The 17,343-nt window shown below is 47.3% G+C and carries 13 protein-coding genes; 5 read left to right on the top strand and 8 right to left on the bottom strand.

Going from position 1 to position 17,343, the window contains the following annotated elements; genetic code table 11:
• The first annotated feature begins 66 nt into the window (after positions 1-66).
• The 5 genes from DWW52_RS06875 (at position 67) to DWW52_RS06855 (ending at position 8,112) form a co-directional block, all read left to right on the top strand.
• Entirely contained in the window at positions 67-1,980 is a 1,914-nt protein-coding gene (locus DWW52_RS06875) for an Ig-like domain-containing protein (RefSeq protein WP_118714722.1), read from the top strand.
• The gene (locus DWW52_RS06870; protein WP_118714721.1) at positions 1,977-2,738 is read left to right on the top strand and encodes a DUF3108 domain-containing protein; all 762 of its coding nucleotides are present in this window, start codon (positions 1,977-1,979) and stop codon (positions 2,736-2,738) included. Before DWW52_RS06875 ends, DWW52_RS06870 begins: the two co-directional genes overlap by 4 nt.
• A 15-nt stretch (positions 2,739-2,753) precedes the next feature.
• Positions 2,754-3,758 (top strand): DUF4837 family protein, encoded by a 1,005-nt coding sequence (locus DWW52_RS06865; protein ID WP_118714720.1) that lies wholly within the window; start codon positions 2,754-2,756, stop codon positions 3,756-3,758.
• 3 nt (positions 3,759-3,761) lie between these two features.
• A complete protein-coding gene (locus DWW52_RS06860) occupies positions 3,762-4,931 on the top strand; it encodes an exo-beta-N-acetylmuramidase NamZ domain-containing protein (protein ID WP_118714719.1) in 1,170 nt (389 codons plus the stop codon).
• Between the two features lie 106 nt (positions 4,932-5,037).
• A complete protein-coding gene (locus tag DWW52_RS06855) occupies positions 5,038-8,112 on the top strand; it encodes an AsmA-like C-terminal region-containing protein (RefSeq protein WP_118714718.1) in 3,075 nt (1,024 codons plus the stop codon).
• 67 nt (positions 8,113-8,179) lie between these two features.
• Here the strand turns inward: DWW52_RS06855 and DWW52_RS06850 are convergent, their stop codons facing one another.
• From DWW52_RS06850 to DWW52_RS06815, 8 genes are all read right to left on the bottom strand, one after another.
• Entirely contained in the window at positions 8,180-9,358 is a 1,179-nt protein-coding gene (locus tag DWW52_RS06850; RefSeq protein WP_118714717.1) for an AIR synthase related protein, read from the bottom strand.
• Between the two features lie 148 nt (positions 9,359-9,506).
• On the bottom strand, positions 9,507-10,223 hold the full coding sequence (locus tag DWW52_RS06845) for a LytTR family DNA-binding domain-containing protein (protein ID WP_118714716.1): 717 nt from the start codon (positions 10,221-10,223) through the stop codon (positions 9,507-9,509).
• 13 nt (positions 10,224-10,236) lie between these two features.
• Positions 10,237-11,301, bottom strand: coding sequence for a sensor histidine kinase (locus DWW52_RS06840; RefSeq protein ID WP_118714715.1), 1,065 nt, complete (start codon positions 11,299-11,301; stop codon positions 10,237-10,239).
• A gap of 128 nt (positions 11,302-11,429) precedes the next feature.
• Complete coding sequence (locus DWW52_RS06835; protein WP_118714714.1) at positions 11,430-12,650, bottom strand: ABC transporter permease; 1,221 nt, start codon at positions 12,648-12,650, stop codon at positions 11,430-11,432.
• A 148-nt stretch (positions 12,651-12,798) separates the two neighbouring features.
• Positions 12,799-13,563: an ABC transporter ATP-binding protein gene (locus tag DWW52_RS06830; protein ID WP_118714713.1), complete on the bottom strand. Its 765-nt coding sequence runs from the start codon at positions 13,561-13,563 to the stop codon at positions 12,799-12,801.
• A gap of 21 nt (positions 13,564-13,584) precedes the next feature.
• Positions 13,585-14,748, bottom strand: coding sequence for an efflux RND transporter periplasmic adaptor subunit (locus DWW52_RS06825; RefSeq protein ID WP_118714712.1), 1,164 nt, complete (start codon positions 14,746-14,748; stop codon positions 13,585-13,587).
• A gap of 24 nt (positions 14,749-14,772) precedes the next feature.
• Positions 14,773-16,104 carry a TolC family protein gene (locus DWW52_RS06820; protein ID WP_118714711.1) on the bottom strand — a complete coding sequence of 444 codons (1,332 nt, stop codon included), beginning with the start codon at positions 16,102-16,104 and terminating at the stop codon, positions 14,773-14,775.
• Positions 16,105-16,319: 215 nt separating this feature from the next.
• Positions 16,320-16,937, bottom strand: a complete 618-nt coding sequence (locus DWW52_RS06815) for a hypothetical protein (protein WP_118714710.1) — start codon at positions 16,935-16,937, stop codon at positions 16,320-16,322.
• Positions 16,938-17,343 lie beyond the last annotated feature (406 nt).

The raw sequence follows: 17,343 nt of genomic DNA, 5'->3' as shown, positions 1-17,343 counted from the left end.
AATCTAAAATTGAAAGGATTTTAGCTTTTTTTCCCTAGTTTTGTAAAGTTAATATTTTTGAGGACTATGAATAGATTTTATTGGAATGGATTCTGTTTTGTTGCTATTATAGTGGCGTTGATTATATATGCCTGTGCGAACAGGGGTTACCCGCAGGGAGGATTGAAGGACGAGACGCCGCCGAAGGTGGTGAAGGAGGTGCCGGAATCTTATTCTACGAATTTCAAGGGAAAGCAGATAGATATTTATTTTGACGAATATATTCAGTTAAAGGAGATTGCCAACAAGTTCGTGATGTCTCCCCCGGCAAAGAAGAAGGCCAAGGTGAGCTTGAGGGGGAAGTATGTCCGGGTGACTTTCCAGGATACGCTGAAGCCGAACACCACGTACACGCTTGATTTCGCCGATGCGATTGTTGATAATAACGAGGGGAACCCCTTGGGATTCTATCGTTACGTGTTCTCCACGGGGCCTCAATTGGATTCGATGGAGCTGGGGGGACAGGTGATCGACATGGAGACGCAATTGCCCGTGTTGGGAGCGACGGTGATGTTTTACGAGAATCACGCGGATTCGGCAGCGATTCTCGATTTGCCCAGTTACGTGGCAAGAACGGATAGCGCGGGAATGTTCCGGGTGACGAATATCAAGAATGCCGATTACCGGGTGTTGGCGATCGACGATGCCAACCGGGATAACAAGTTCCTGCCGACGGAGGAGAAGGTCGGGTTTATAGATTCCTTGATTCGGACGATATCTTTCCCGAAGACAATTTACGACACGATTCATCCGGACACGACGGTTGTCGAGGGACGACGGACGAAAAAAGGTATGGAGTTCAGGGTGTTGTCTCGGGATACGATTATCCGGCGTGATTTCACGGCTTTCGGGCCGACCAACTTGTTTATCCCGATGTTCAACGAGGAGAAGGTTCAGTTGTACATGGTAGATGAATTGCGGAAAGAACGGGAACGATTGGATTTTATATTCAGTCTTCCGGCCGAGAATCAATTGAGCGTGCGTTTGCTCGGGGTGCATTTGTTGGATAAAGCGAACCAGGATGACTGGTATATCGAGGAACGTTCGGCCGGAAGGGATACGATCCAGATGTGGATCAAGGATTCTCTCGTGTACAAGATTGATTCTTTGGTGGCGGAGGTGAGTTACTTGCGGACGGATTCTCTGGGGAAACGGACCATGTTCACGGATACGACCAAGTTCTTCTATAAAGATAAACCGCTACCTCGTGGCAAACGGAACAAGGAGAAGGATTCTATCCCGGAAATCAAGTTCATGGAAATTAAGGCCGGTTTGGGGGCAACGGTGGATTTGAACAGGAGTATCACGCTGGAATTTGATCGCCCGATTTTCGAGGAGGGATTGAAGAGTATCAAGTTGTCGGAGAAAGTGGATTCAGTTTGGGTTCCGACGGACTTTAACGTGAAACACGATAGCCTGAAAATCCGTAGATATTACGTGGAGAAGCAATGGAAGCCGGAGACCGAGTACCAGTTGTCGATCGACTCGATGGGTATTTACAGTATTTACGGGTTGTATAACAATAAGTTGGAGAAAAGCTTCAAGACGAAAGCGATTGAAGATTACGGGAATATTATCGTCAACGTGCAGGAAGCCACGACCCCGATTATTTTGCAGCTTTACCAGGGAGATAAGGAGATAAAGATCTTGGAAGAGCGGACGATCAAGGGGAACGGTAAAGTGGTCTTTGACTATCTGAATGAAGGGACGTATATGATCCGGGCGATCCTTGACCGGAACGGGAACGGGAAATGGGATACGGGTAATTACCTGAAGCATTTACAACCGGAGGAAGTGAAATATTTGCCCGTGGAAATAAAATTGAAGAAAAATTTTGATGTCGAGCAAGACTTTGACATGAGTAAAACGTATAAGAGAGAAGATCCGAGTAAAAAGAAGAATACAGAGAAGGATAACAAAAGAAATAGAACTAATCGATGAGAACGATTATACTGATAATTGCATTATTAATAAGCCTGCCCGCGGTGTCGCAGAAGAAGTTGCCGAATGTGATAGAGAAACTGACTTACAGGGGCTATTACAACTGGAGCTTTATTTGGATTAACGCGGGCGCGGTAGAAATGACCGTGGAGCCTTCCGACAAATATCCGAACGCTCAGCGGATATTCGCCGTGGGGTATTCTAATCCCTCGTGGGACTGGGTGTTCAAGCTGAGAGACACGCTCGTCTCGTATCATGATAGCGTGACTTACAAGCCTTACGAGTTTTCGAGAAAGGCACACGAGGGTAGTTATCACAAGACGTTCGATTACGTGTGGGATTACGATAGCGGCAGGGTTATATCGGAAGTCCACAAGATCGGAAAGTACAAGCGGCAGGATACGATCAAGTTGTTGCCGGATACTTACGATATGTTGTCGGTTGCGTGGTATGCCCGTGAACTGGATTTTGATAATTATAAGAAAGGAGATCAGATCCCGATACGTATTCTCCTGGATGATAAGATATATGATTTGTACGTCCGTTACCTGGGGAAAGAGAAGGTGAAGACGGATAGCGGACGCCGGATGTGTCACGTTTTTTCACCCTTGCTGGTGGCGGGAGACGTCTTTAAAGGTGGGGAGAATATGAAGGTTTGGGTGAGTGACGACGAGTACCGGATACCTGTGATGGTCGAGGCCAAGATTATCGTGGGGTCAGTGAAAGGTATTTTGGACGAGGCCAATAGTAAGTTCTAACAATTTTCAATTATTATGAAGGGTTTAATATTTGTTTTCGCGATGATTTTGGTGTTGGGGTCTTGTAAGGAGACGACCAAGAACCTGATGCCTGGTATTTCGGGAAAGATCAATCAAGTGTTGATTATTGCCGATAAGAATCTATGGGACGGTAATGTCGGGGACACGATCAAGGCTTTTTTCGGTCAGGAACAAGACGGGTTGCCTCAGGCGGAACCTGTTTTTGACGTGTTGAATCTGCCGGAGATGTATTTCGACAAGAATATGAAGGGACACCGTAACGTGTTACAGGTGGTGATATCTCCTTCTATTGATTCAGCGTACGTTCAGTATGTCGATAGCCCGTGGGCAAAGACACAGAAGTATATAAAGATAGCGGCCCCGGATAAGAAAACGTTTTTCAAGCTGTTTGACGAGAACAAGTTGACGATTCTCGGAACGTATGCCAAGGCGGAGCGTGACCGTCTGGTGGCCATTTACAAGAAAACGGCCGATTCCCATATCTTTAATTTGTTCAAGAACAAGTATGATATCCTGTTGTATTGTCCTACCGGATATTACGTGAACAAGGATACGACCAATTTCGTGTGGATGTCGAGCGAGACAACGAAGAATAGTAAGGGAATTATTTTCTTCACGGAGAAATATGAACACGAGAGCCAGTTTAATAACGTGATTATCCTGGATCGGGTAAACGAGGAGTTGCAGAAGTATATTCCCGGACCCCGTAAAGATTCGTATATGGCATTGGATTTGGAAGTTCCTTATACAGCGGTGCAATACCAGTATAACGGGCATTACGCTATATTGTTCCGCGGCTTGTGGACGGTCGTGAATGATTTTATGGCCGGACCTTACGAGTTGAACGTGGTGCTGGATCAGGAACACCAGCGTGTGATTTACATGATGGGATACGTGTATTACCCGAACGAGGAGAAGCGGGATATGATGAAACAGGTAGATGCTGTCCTGAACACCATGGTGATAGATTTCAAGGATAAGAAAGAGGTGAAAAAATAGTCGATGAGATATTTTATATTATTTTTGGTGATAGCATCCGCTTGTACGGATGCTATTTCCGTGAATGTGCGGCACGGGATCGAGCGTTTCGATGCTTACCGGAATCTACTGGAAGGGAAACGTGTCGGGATCGTGGCCAATCACACGTCTCGGGTGGATACAACGCATAGTGTCGATTTCCTGTTGGGGAAAGGTATTCACGTGGTTCGTATCTTTTGCCCGGAACACGGTTTCCGGGGGACGGCCGATGCCGGGGAGACGATCGGGGATTACACGGATAAGAGTAGCGGCTTGCGGGTGATCTCGTTGTACGGGAAGAAGAAGAAACCGTCGTCGGCGGACTTGGAAGGTATTGACGTGATGATTTTTGATATGCAGGATGTGGGGACACGGTTCTATACTTACCTGTCTACTTTGCATTACGTGATGGAGGCTTGTGCCGAACAGGATATTCCCCTGATCGTGATGGATCGCCCGAATCCGAATGCTTTTTACGTGGACGGGCCGGTGTTGCGGAAAGAGTTCAAGTCGTTTGTCGGGATGCATCCGGTTCCGGTTGTGTACGGGATGACGATCGGGGAGTATGCCCGGATGATTAACGGGGAAGGATGGCTAAAGGATGGTGTTTCGTGTGATTTGACCGTGATGCCTTGCGAGGGATGGAAAAGGGAGCAACCCGTGGCTCTGCCTTATGCCCCGTCTCCGAATCTACCGGATTCGGTTTCCGTCATGCTTTACCCGTCGACTTGTTTTTTCGAGGGGACCGCGATTAACGAGGGGCGAGGGACGTTACGGCCGTTTCAGGTGTTCGGTCATCCCGGTTTGAAAGGTATGCCTTATTCTTACGTGCCCAAACCGATCAAGGGGATGAGCATGACGCCTAAATGTTCGGGACAAGTGTGTCACGGCATGGATTTGAAAGGGGAATATAAGACTATTTTAGAAATGAAACGTCTGAATTTGGCGTGGTTATTGTTGGCTTATCGGGAGTATAAAGGCAAGGAGCCTTTTTTCAACGCCTTGTTCGACAAGCTGGTGGGAAATGCTAAAGTGCGGCAACAAATCAAGGACGGGGCAACGGAAGAAGAAATCCGAGCCGGGTGGCAGGATGAGGTGGCAGAGTTCATGAAAGTGAGGAACAAGTATTTGATTTATGGGGATTACCTTCGGTAACTTGTAACTTGCCGGAGGCAAATGTAACCTGTAACTTGTAACTCGCCGAAGGCGATCTTCCGTGCGGCTGGAATTTAAAATTTAAAATTTAAAATTTAAAATTATAATGGTCCGTTTGCTAAAGTATTTTTTAATTTCTCTTCTCGTGTTGGTATTACTGGTTGCAGCTTCAATCGGTATCGTGCTGAATTTTATTTTTACCCCGGAGAAGTTGACTCCTATCGTGGAGAAGAGTGCTAACCAATTTTTGAATGCTGAGGTACATTTTGACTCGATCGAACTGACTTTTTTCTCGACATTCCCTGATTTCGGTCTGGAAATACGAAACGGTAGTGTGGTGACGAAGGTGTTTCAGGATACTTCGGGTAGAGAGAATGTCTACGCGGCGACGGATTCCTTGATGAGTTTCAAGCGTTGTCGGTTGACCGTGAACCCGATGGCTTATTTGTCCAATAAAGAGGTGATCGTGAAGGAACTCCGGTTGGAGGAGCCTCATATATATGCTTATATTGATACGAACGGGGTTCCCGGTTGGGATATGGTTCGGGTGTCCGAGCCCGATACCGCGGTGGTAGAAACCGATTCGGTTCGGGAGAAGTTGGCAGAGCGGATTGATATTCGCAATATCCGTATCGTGGACGGTCGGCTCGTGTTTGATGATCGGGCGAACGAACTTTACGCCCGTCTGGAAGGGTTGGGGTTGAAGATCGAGGGCGATTTTATGGAACGGAATGCGAATCTGCAACTGGGAATGAAGGCCAAGAACGTACTTTTTTGGCAGGAAGGTAATTTACTCGTGAAGCGGTTGCAGTTCGGGTTACAGACGGGTATGCACCTGAATAGAGATTCTTTGCTCTACGTGTTGGATAAGGCCGTCATGCAGGTGAACGGGATCAAGTTCGGTGTGGGCGGTCGTTTGCAGGCGGATACCGTGGCGCGTTTGTTGGACGTGGATCTGACTTTCGGGATAAAGGTACCTTCTTTAAAAACGATACTTGAACTTGTGCCGGAGACTATTCTCAAACCGGATGAGGGCGTGACGGTTTCGGGAGAGGTGTTGTGCCGGGGTACATTGAAAGGGAAATACGGGAAAGAACAAGTGCCCGTGTTGAACGCCCGCTTCAAGATAAATGACGGGGCGGTGAAGTACGCGGGGATGCCCTACGCGTTGGATAAGTTGGATGTCGACGTGGAGGGAATGGTTGATTTGCAGAAGGATGAACCTTCTTTCTTGAAAGTGAATAAGTTGTACGTGAAGGGAACAGATATTAACGTGGATATCAATGGTCGGGTGGATTATTTACTCACGAATCCCCGGTTGACGGCAGAGGTGAAGGCAGACGTGGATTTTTCGGTTTTACCCAAGATATTCCCGGTACAAGAGGGTGTGACGTTGAAGGGGGGCTTGAATGCCGGATTGAGAGCGAATGTTTTGCTTGCCGATTTGAAGAATAAGAATTATGGAAAGCTGGATATTCGGGGCGGATGTCGGTTGCATGACGTGTTGCTTGCCAGTGAGAAGGATAGTTTAAGATTGCGTTCAAAGTCCGTGATATTAGGTTTCGGGACGAACATGGAAGACAAGACAATTTTGCAGGAGAAGAATCTGTTGAACGGGATATTCGGGTTTGATAGTGTCGATATTCAATGGAAGAATGCTTTGGTGTTCCACATGGATACTTCTTATGTGAAAGTGAAAACTTCTCCTCTGCGGGACACGACGGCGGTAGCCTCTATGTCGGCTGATATCCGTATCGGGTGGATTGATCTGGTCATGGGTGATTCCGTGCGTTTTCGGATGGGGAATAGTAAGGCGAATTTCGCGTTATCTCCTTCGGCGGAAGATAAGAAATTGCCCTTGGTGAAAGCCAGGGTGGAAATGGATAGCCTGCGAGTGAAGGCCCGGGGTAACCGGTTGAGATTGGCCAATGCCGGGTTTGATCTGTCCGGGGTTCCGGACAAGGTGAACAAGCGTCAGTGGAACACGAATGGCGTGATCGGTTTTAAAGATTTGCGGATGTATACCCCGATGTTCCCGTTGCGTGTGAAGATGCCGGGGACGAAAGTGACTTTGAGTCCCGGACATATCAAGCTGAACGGGGCGAAATTGAGGTTAGGACGTTCGGACGTGTTGCTGACCGGAGAGGTGTATAATCTGGCGGGAGCATTTTTACGACAGGAGGAGTTGAAAGCGGAGTTGAAGGTGAAGTCGGACAGGATTGATTGCAACCAGTTGATGAAGGCTATGGAGGTGGGAGAGGCCAATCGGGTGAACATGAAATGGGGTGCGGAGGATGAATTGAGCGAGGAAGAGTTGTCGGATGTTAACCTGGCGGCTGATTCGACTTACGTGGCGGATTCTACCATGTCTGTTTTCGTCGTCCCTCCCGGGATTAACTTCACGTTCGAGACGAATATTAATAAGGTTTTGTACGGGAAATTGGAATTGGATAGTATTCATGGTAAGGTAGTGATGCAGAACCAATGTATCGAGTTGTCCGATTTGAGCATGCGTTCTATGGCGGCAGACGTGAGGACTACCATGTTGTACAAGGCTTCTTCGAAGGAGAAAGCGTATACGGGGTTTGATCTGCGGATGGATGATATCGACGTGGGTTCATTGATTGATTTCATGCCTTCTCTGGATACGATTGTCCCGATGTTGCGTTCGTTCGAGGGATTGGTTGATTTCCACATGGCGGCCGAGACCGATCTGGATTCCACCATGATGGTCGATCTCCCCACGTTACGGGCTGCCGCTTATATTGACGGTAAAGATTTGGTGTTGATGGACGGGGAGACCTTCGCCGAGATATCAAAGATGTTGATGTTCAAGAATAAGGAACGGAATTTGATTGATAGCGTGTCCGTGGATTTCCGGATTCAGAACGGGATGATCGAGGTATTCCCTTTCCTGGTGGAAGTGGATCGGTATAAAGTTGCCGTGGGCGGTGAGCATAAGATAGATATGACTTTCAATTATCATATTTCGGTGTTGAAATCTCCGGTCCCGTTTAAGCTGGGTGTGGATATCTACGGGTCGTTGGAGAAGATGAAGTTCAAGATCACGAAAGCGAAATACAAGGATTTATTCATCCCCTCGAAACGGGCAAAAGTGGATAGTGCCCAGATCAACGTGAAGAACCAGATTCGAAAGATGCTGCAATCGGCGAGAGAGTAGAAAAGTGAAACCGTCCGGATTCCGGACGGTTTCTTTATATATAGGTTTTAAGAATGAAACCCACGGTTCAGTATATGAACTTCCCGAGTTCGCTGATAATCGTGAGCTTATTACCTTCTCCCTCTTCGTGATCGTAGCAACGACCCACAATTTGGGCATCAATATTAAAGCTTTTAGAGATAGCGATGATGTCGTCGGCAATCTCTTCATCCACGTAGATTTCCATGCGGTGGCCCATGTTGAAAACTTTGTACATCTCTTCCCACGGGGTCCCCGATTGTTCTTGAATTAACTTGAACAGGGGAGGAACGGGGAACATGTTGTCCTTCACGATGTGCATGTTTTCCACGAAGTTCATCACTTTGGTCTGGGCACCGCCCGAGCAGTGGATCATTCCGTGAATTTGTTTACGGTATTTGTCAAGAACTTGTTTGATTACCGGGATGTAAGTACGCGTCGGGGATAATACCAGTTTGCCGGCATCAATTCCCAATTCGGCGATCTTATCGGTTAATTTGCATTGACCGGAGTAAACGAGTTCTTCCGGTACGGAATTATCGTAGCTTTCCGGGTATTTGGTTGCCAGGTATTTGGCGAACACGTCGTGGCGGGCGGAAGTTAAGCCGTTGGAGCCCATACCGCCGTTGTATTCGGTTTCATAGGTAGCTTGTCCGTAGGAGGCCAAGCCGACAATGACGTCTCCCGCTTTGATGCGGTCGTTGGAGATCACGTCGGAACGTTTCATCCGGCAGGTCACGGTCGAGTCCACGATGATTGTTCTCACCAGATCGCCCACGTCGGCGGTTTCGCCTCCCGTGGAATAGATGTTGACGCCTAGTTTCCGGTATTCTTCGATCAGTTCTTCGGTTCCGTTGATGATCGCGGCGATCACTTCCCCGGGGATCAGTTTTTTGTTTCTCCCGATCGTGGAAGAGAGCAGGATATTATCCACGGCACCGACGCAGATGAGGTCGTCGATATTCATGATCAAGGCGTCCTGCGCGATGCCTTTCCACACGGAAAGGTCTCCCGTTTCTTTCCAGTACATGTATGCCAGCGAGGATTTTGTTCCCGCCCCGTCGGCGTGCATGATGTTGCAATAGGTCTTCTGTCCCCCGAGGTAATCGGGTATGATTTTACAGAAGGCTTTCGGGAAAATACCTTTGTCGATGTTTTTAATGGCGTTGTGCACGTCTTCTTTGGATGCGGACACCCCTCGTTGATTATATCTTTCGTCTTTTCTCATAACAATTGAAAATTGAAAATTGAAAATTAAAGATGAAGAATTCGTTTGAATACCTCACGTTCAATCGTTCAAATTATCTTGATATTAGCATTGACTTATTATCTCTTCGCAAAGGTAGGGATAATTTTCAATTTTCAATTTTCAATTTTCAATTAATTGCTCGTTTGTCCAGCAATTCCATGAAACGGTCTTTGTAAGAATCGGAAATGGGAATGTAGAGTTTCCCGAACACGATACGATTCCGCTCGATGGTTTTGATTTTGTTGATATTGACGATATAGGAGCGATGCACCCGGATAAAGAGATCACCGGGTAGGTGGTCCTCGATGGATTTCATGCTCATGAGCGTGAGGATACCGCCCTCCTTGTCCTCGGTCTGGATGCGAATATAGTCTTTGAGTCCCTCGATGTAGAGGATATTTTTCAGTTGTATCTGGATGAGTTTGTAGTCACTTTTCACGAAGATCGAATCCGGTACTTTGGAAGAGACGTTCTCGGCCCGGCTCATCTCGATCCAACGCAGGGCTTTCGTGGCAGCCCGGAGGAATTCCGAGTAATTGAACGGTTTCAGCAGGTAGTCGATAGCATCTACCCGAAAACCTTCCAGTGCGTATTGCTCGAAGGCGGTGGTGAAGATGATCTTGACCTTGTTGCTCACGAGGCGGGAGAGTTCCAGCCCGTTGAGTTCGGGCATCTGGATATCCAGAAACACCAGGTCAACCGGTTCCTCTTCGATTACCGCGAGCGCTTTCACCGCGCTGTCGCATTGGGCCACGAGGTGCAGGAAGGGGGTCCGGCTCACGTAACTTTCCAGTAAGTCGAGAGCTAACGGTTCATCATCCACGATCAGGCAGTTTAAGGTCATGGCATTCGAGGTTTTAGAGTTGAATAATCAGTTGCGTGACGAATTTATCGTCTTGTATTTCTCTATTGAAAATGTATTTCCCGGAGTAGAGTAGTTCCAGTCGGCGTTGCAGGTTTATCAGCCCGATACCCGAACCGCTACGGTCGTTATCTTTCTTGGGGTAATTGCTGTTCTCTACCCGGCAATCAATCCGGTTCCCGTTTTGGAGGTCAAACTTGATGTTGATAAACGATTCCTGTGTGCTACTAACCCCGTGTTTGAAGGCGTTTTCCAGTAGGGGGATAAAGAGAAGCGGGGCGATCATGCTATTGTTCGCCTGTTCCGGGATGGAAATTTCCAGCCGGGTATTTTTGGGTAAACGCAGGCTCATGAGTTCAATGTAACTTTTCATGAACTCGAATTCTTTGTTTATGGGTACGAAATGCTGGTTGTTCTCGTACAGCACGTGACGAAGCATTTTGCTGAGATCGTGAACGGCGTACTGGGCCTTGTCCTGGTTTATCGCTATCAGGGAATAGATGTTGTTCAGCGTGTTGAACAGGAAATGAGGGTTGAGCTGGCTTTTCAGGTTTTGAAGTTCCGCTTCTGCCTGCGCTTTTTTCAACTCTTGTTTTTCATTTTCCGTTTCGTACCATCCCCCTGTCATTTTGATCGCCACGCTAAGAGCCACGGTAAGGGCCATGAGCATCATGTCCCGGGCGATAAACACGTAGCGGGGTGGTTTCGGAAAAGAATCTTTTATTGCTTGTAAAGCTTCCGGGAGAGGATCCGATAAATGGGCCCTGTGAAAGTCTTGCCAGAAATGGAGTGCCACCCCCATGATGAGAACAACGGCGATGTTGCTTAGAATGAAGAGGATTACTTTCCGGCGGAAGAGTTGTTTTTCAATCAACCAGAGAAAATTCACGTAAAAGATGATCAGGCAAGACAGCGGAACGAAACAATATCCTAGATATCTGTTTAGGGTAATCGAGACCCCTTCCCCACGATAAAAAAAGAACGGGAGGGCAAAGAATATGCCCCAGCCAATGATGTGGATGGCTCCCATTAATATTTTTTTGTTTCTTGCCTTTTGCATTATATAGTCTTTCTCCACTTGCAAAGATATTAAAAAGGTTACAGGTTACAAGTTTACAAGTTGCAAGTTTGGAAAACAAGTCACGCGAACTTGTAACTTGCAAACCTGTAACTTGCCGAAGGCAAACCCTATTCGTATCGTATGGCGTCGATCGGGTTTAACCGGGATGCTTTCTGTGCCGGGTACCAGCCGAAGAATATTCCGGTGATCGTGCAAACCAAGAACGAGAGTACGACGGAATACACCTGAACGTACACGGGCCAGCCGATCCCGTATTTGATAATGAGTGACGAGCCTATGCCGAGGATAACCCCGATAATACCTCCCGTTACGCTGATGATCACGGCTTCGATGAGGAACTGGAACAGGATGTGCCGTCCCTTTGCCCCGATGGACATACGAAGCCCGATTTCCCGCGTGCGTTCCGTTACCGATACGTACATGATGTTCATGATCCCGATACCCCCGACAAGCAAGGATATTCCCGCGATACATGCCAATAACACGGTCATTAAATCTGTCGTCGTGCTTAGCATGGAACTTAATTCTTCCTGTGAACGGACGTGGAAGTCTGCCTCGTCTCCCGGGGCCAGTTTATGGTTTTGCCGGAGGATGGCGGATATTTCCTCTATGGCCTCTTCCGATGCTTCCTCGCTGATGGCTGATGCCTCGATCCCGTTGATGTACGTGATGGCTAGTATGCGCTTTTGTATCGTGGTGTAGGGGGCGAGGATCATGTCATCCTGGTCTTGTCCCATGGAGTTGTATCCCTTGGGAGTAAGTACCCCGATAATCCGGAAGGGCGTTGATTTGAACCGGATGGTTTTTCCCAGGGGGTCTTCTCCTTTTGTGAACAGGTTATTCACGACCGTTTGCCCGACAACGCACACTTTCGCGGCTGTTTTTATATCATGTTCCGTGAACATTTCTCCCTGGTCAACCGAGAATTTTCGTATATCCAAGTAGTCTTGGTTAATCCCGTACACGGAGGTCGGGGCGTTGTTGGCCCCGTAGATGATTTGACCGCTGGAATTGACCATCGGGGTTGCCTTGTCGATTAGGCTGACATCCCGGGTGATCGCCTCGAAATCTTCCAGCTTGAGTGTTTGCATGCTGCTGGCACTTTGTCTGACTCCCCCGAATTTCCCGTTTCCCGGGCGGATCATGATCATGTTGGATCCCATTTCCGATATTTGTTCCCGGATACTTCGCTTGGATCCTTGCCCGATGGCGAGCATCGAGATCACGGAAGCGACCCCGATGATGATACCCAGCATGGTCAGGAAACCCCGGAATTTATTGTTCGCGAGGGCCCGTATGGCGATTCGTATTAAGTTTCCGTAGTTCATGTTCTAATTTTAGATTTTAAATTTTAAATCCTATTGATTTCGTGATCTTTAGATTCCGGATTAGGTGATTCCAACCGCGCAAGGCTAACATTTTTAATAATCACTTAATCATAGAATCGGCAATCACAGAATCTTAGAATCTCTTTTTTCAATTTTCAATTGTTCCCGTTTCCTCTTCTTCTTTCGGTAACGCTTCCAGGGCTTTTCTGGCCGAGGCAACGTTCGGGTTGATCTTGTCCTCGGTGATATGTCCGTCCCGTAACACGATGTTCCGGCTGCAGAACTGGGCGATTTCCGGGTTATGAGTCACGAATATGATCGTTCGTCCTTCCGCGTGTAACCGTTGGAATAGGGTCAATATCTCGAAAGACGTGCGGGTATCCAGGTTCCCGGTAGCCTCGTCGGCCAGCAGGATCACGGGATCGTTCACGATGGCGCGAGCGATGGCAACACGTTGTTGCTGCCCCCCGGACATCTGGTTCGAACGGTGGTTGATCCGGTCTTTAAGTCCCACGGCTTCCAGGGCTTCCAGGGCTTTTTCTTTCCGTTCTTTCGCGGAGAAAGCCGGGTTATAGAGCAGGGGAAGTTCCACGTTTTCGAGGGCCGTTGTTTTGGGGAGGAGGTTATACGACTGGAACACGAATCCGATTTTGCGATTGCGTAAGGTTGCCCGGTCGTTTTTACCCATGTCCCGGACGGCAATCCCGTCGAGGAAATAGTCCCCCGAGGTGGGGGTGTCGAGACATCCGAGGATATTGAGCAAGGTGGATTTCCCGGAGCCACTGGTACCCATTATCGTCACGAATTCTCCCGCCCGGATCGAAAATGAGACACCTCGCAAGGCATGCACGATTTCTGAACCGACAGTAAAGTCCCTCCTCAGGTTTTCTATTCTTATAATATCATTGGTCATGAGTCTTCTCTTTTGGTAAAGTTATTTCTTTTTTTGTCCCGGTCTGGCAGGCATGAAGGGGTTGGATTCCCCGCTGTTCCCGTTGCCGGGCGCGGCAATTTTGTATTTCATTTCCCCGACGATTAATTTATCCCCGGCTTGAACCCCGTTCGACACTTCCATGTAGATTCCGTCGCTAACCCCGGTTTTCACGATTTTAGGAGTCATCCCCTCGGCTGTTTTTAGCCACACGACTTTCTCACCCCTACCGGCTTGCGGCGTTTGTTCCTCGCCGGGCGTGGTGGCCGGGGTGAAACGGAAGGCTTTCAGGGGGGCGAGTAATATATTCTCTTTTTCCAGCGTGTATACCGTGATATTAGCTGTTAATCCCGGTTTCAGTTTTAGTTCCGGATTCGGGGCGTCGATCACGACCTCGTAAGTCACGACGTTAGATTCCGTCGTCGGGTTTAACCGTACTTGGATAACATTCCCGTCAAACGTGTCGTCGGGAAAGGCGTCAACCGTAAACGTCACCCGTTGTCCCTCTTCCACTTGCCCGATGTCGGCCTCGTCCACGTCCGCGATGACCTGCATCTTGCGCAAGTCGTTGGCAATGGTGAAAAGGGTCGGGGTGTTAAAGCTGGATGCTACCGTTTGCCCTTCGTCCACGGCCCGCGATAGTACCACGCCGTCAATGGGGGACGTGATGGTAGCATAGCCTAGGTTTGATTTGGCTTTCACGAGGTCGGCTTTTGCCTTGTCATACGCTTGTTTTGCTTTTTCATACTGGTATAGAGCCGTTTCGTATTCCGTGTCGCTTACCAGTTGTTTCTCGTGTAATCCCCGGATACGCTCGTAATTCTTTTTTTGGTAATCGTATTCGTTTTCGCTTGATTTCAAGTTGGCGGTTTGAGATTCCAATTCGGCTTCCAGCAGGGTACGATCCAGTTCGGCTATGATTTGTCCCTTTTTCACGATGGAGTTGTAGTCCACGTAAATGTGAGAAATCGTGCCGGAAACTTGTGTACCTACTTCCACTTGCGTGATCGGTTCGATCGTGCCCGTGGCGGTGACCGTGTTATTGATAGAGCCTTTTTTTACCTCGGCGGTTTCATACGTCACGGCTTTGTTTTCACCCCCGCGAACGATGAAGTAGATTCCCGCTATGACGGCAAGGATGATGATGATAATCGCTATTTTTTTCATTTTGGGCTATATTAATGTTTCGTGTTATAATTCAATAGGTTGGTTCCGGTAGAAATTCAACAGTTTAAGCGAGAGGATGCTCTCGAACTTGGCCTGTATTTGCTCCTGTATGGCCGACAAGTAGTTGTTTTTCTCGGTGAGTAGCTCTACCGTGTTTTTCATCCCGCTGTCGAATTGTGCTTGTACCAGCTCGTAACTTTTCGTGGCTGATTTCACGCTGTTGGTTGCTGCCACGTAGCGACTTTGTGCTGAAATCACGTTCTGATGAAGGGATTCGACTGTTTTCAACAATTCCTTGCGGGTGTTTATCTCGTTCAATTGTGCCGTTTCGGTTTGGAGTTTTGCTTTCTCGATGGCGGACTTGATCTGGCGATTCTTGGAAATGGGGATACTGATGTTAATCCCCACGTTCTCGCTTAATTTATTATTTAGTTGTTTTGAAAAAGAGTAGTCTGATTCCGAGTTGTGGTCGGTAGAGACGGAAGCACTGAGTGACACGCTCGGTAAACGGTCTCCCGCCGCGATCTTCTCTTCCAGTTGTGCCGATTCGACATTCAATTTACTGTTTTTCATTTCCGGCATGACTTCCAGTGCTGTCTGGTAGACCTCTTCCAACGAGGGTGCCATGGCGAGTACCTGTGAATCGTCCAGTTCCGGGAAGTATATTTCAAAATGATCAGTTAATTCCAGTTCCAGTAGCTGTTTCAGTTGTAATTTATTTAACGCTAACGTGTTTTCGGCCGTGGTGACTTTGTACTGGTCGTTGGCGTACTGGGCCTCAATCTGCGCGTAATCGCTGGCGGCGATCGAGCCTGCTTTCAGTAGTTCCTTGGAACGTTCGAGTTGCGCGGCGGAAGTTTCTAGTGTTTGTCTGTTCGTTTTCAGCGATTCGTTGGCGTAAAGAATTTGCAGGTAAGCCTCGGTAACGGCGATTTCAATGTCGTTCTCGGCCATGCTCACCTGGTAGGTTTGAGCCTCGTTGGTGATTTCCTGTTTCCGGATGGAACGGGTGAGTTTGCCCCCGTTGTAGAGGGTCAGGCCGGAGTTGAGCGAGTAGCTTCCCGTGTAAGCACTTTGTGATTTGAAATCCCCTCCCGTGTCCTGCACTTTTTGATGCCCGAAACCTTGTGAACTACTAAAGGTCAACGAGGGGAAAAGTTGCGCCTTGGCCTGCAATAAATCCACGTTTGTGCTTTGCCGGGAAACCCGGGCCGATTGCACCTGAATGTTGTTTTTCCGGGCGTAATCAATACAATCCTTCAAGTTCCAGGAAGAAGTGGGCTTCTCCTGAGAGAAACCCACTAAGGACGGAATGATTATAAAAAGGATGGTTGCAATGTTTATTCGTTTGTTCATGTTGATTTCTTTTTTTGTGTTATACAAATATATAACACGTTGTAAACGAGAACAATTAAATTAGATGTTAAGGGGTTTTCCCTCGACGAACGGGGTGTTTTTATCGACGAGAAGTGAGATTCCGGGGGGCAGGATGTTTAACACGTGATTAGACGCCAGTCTATGATTTTACACGCGGGCGACGTTGAGTGGTCGTGAGGAGAAGGATGATTTTTTTATTTTACATGATGATGTCCCAGGACAAAATAATCATCGGGCGAAAAGTTTACCCCGTCGTTGGAGGTGAAAAAAGCGTACAGGTGGACGAGACCGGTAAGGTTTTTCTTTTCCGGGAGTTTAAACGTGACTTGCCCGTTCTCTCTTCTAGTGTCAAGATTATGAATTTCTATGAAAATATCGGGATTGCTTTCCCGGATAACGATCACGCGCAAACTGTCGTCAAGAAACGCCACGTGACCTTCGGCGTTAACTTGCCACGCGAGCGTGTAACTCCCGTCTTCGTTGTTTACTAGAAACGGGTTACGCAAGCGTAATAGTTTTCCGGTCGAGAAGTGCATGGCGTTAAACATACCGATATGTAGGTCGGGGTCATAAGCGAAAAACGTTTGTTCCATGAAAAGGTTTTTTCCTTTTTTCCCTTTGCGTGCCGCTTCCTCGTTCCAGGTTTGTTGCAGTCCAAGTGGTCCTAGAGCGGTCCACACGTGATTTACCATTTTAACACGTTGTTGTGCTCTCGTTTTATTAATAATTTTCTTTTTCTCCTCCTCGTTTAATTCTTGGCCTCTTTTTGGCTTCTTTTGAGATGAATTATTTTTTAATATAATCTTGGGCATGGTATTTCTTTTAAATTGATGCTTGGGCTTGTTAATAAGCGTGTTGTCGTGCTTATTCCTGTAATTACGAGTGGATTGAAAATTGTTATCACTACAATATTACTAAAAATACGGGAAAAAGACTACAAATATGCAGTTTTTTGTAGTCTTTTTGTAGTAGAAATGTAGTCCGGATGCTTGTATTATATTAGTTTAGTATTTCTTTTTTAACGATATATGTCTGATGCATAATGATTTAAGTGTGGTAATTTGTGCTAAATTATATAAAATACATCAGGATTTATTTTTTATTTGAAATTATATTCATACCTTGTGAGTGATTCAAAAAACAGCTATGATGGCTCGTTTTGGTGAATAGCCGAAAGGTGTGATAAACGCGTCAACGTGTAACTTCAATCATCACCCG

It is taken from the genome of Odoribacter sp. AF15-53 (genome assembly GCF_003479425.1).
Taxonomy (GTDB): domain Bacteria; phylum Bacteroidota; class Bacteroidia; order Bacteroidales; family Marinifilaceae; genus Butyricimonas.
Note: the sequence above shows the minus strand (reverse complement) of the source record. Positions and strands in the feature narration are given on the sequence as shown.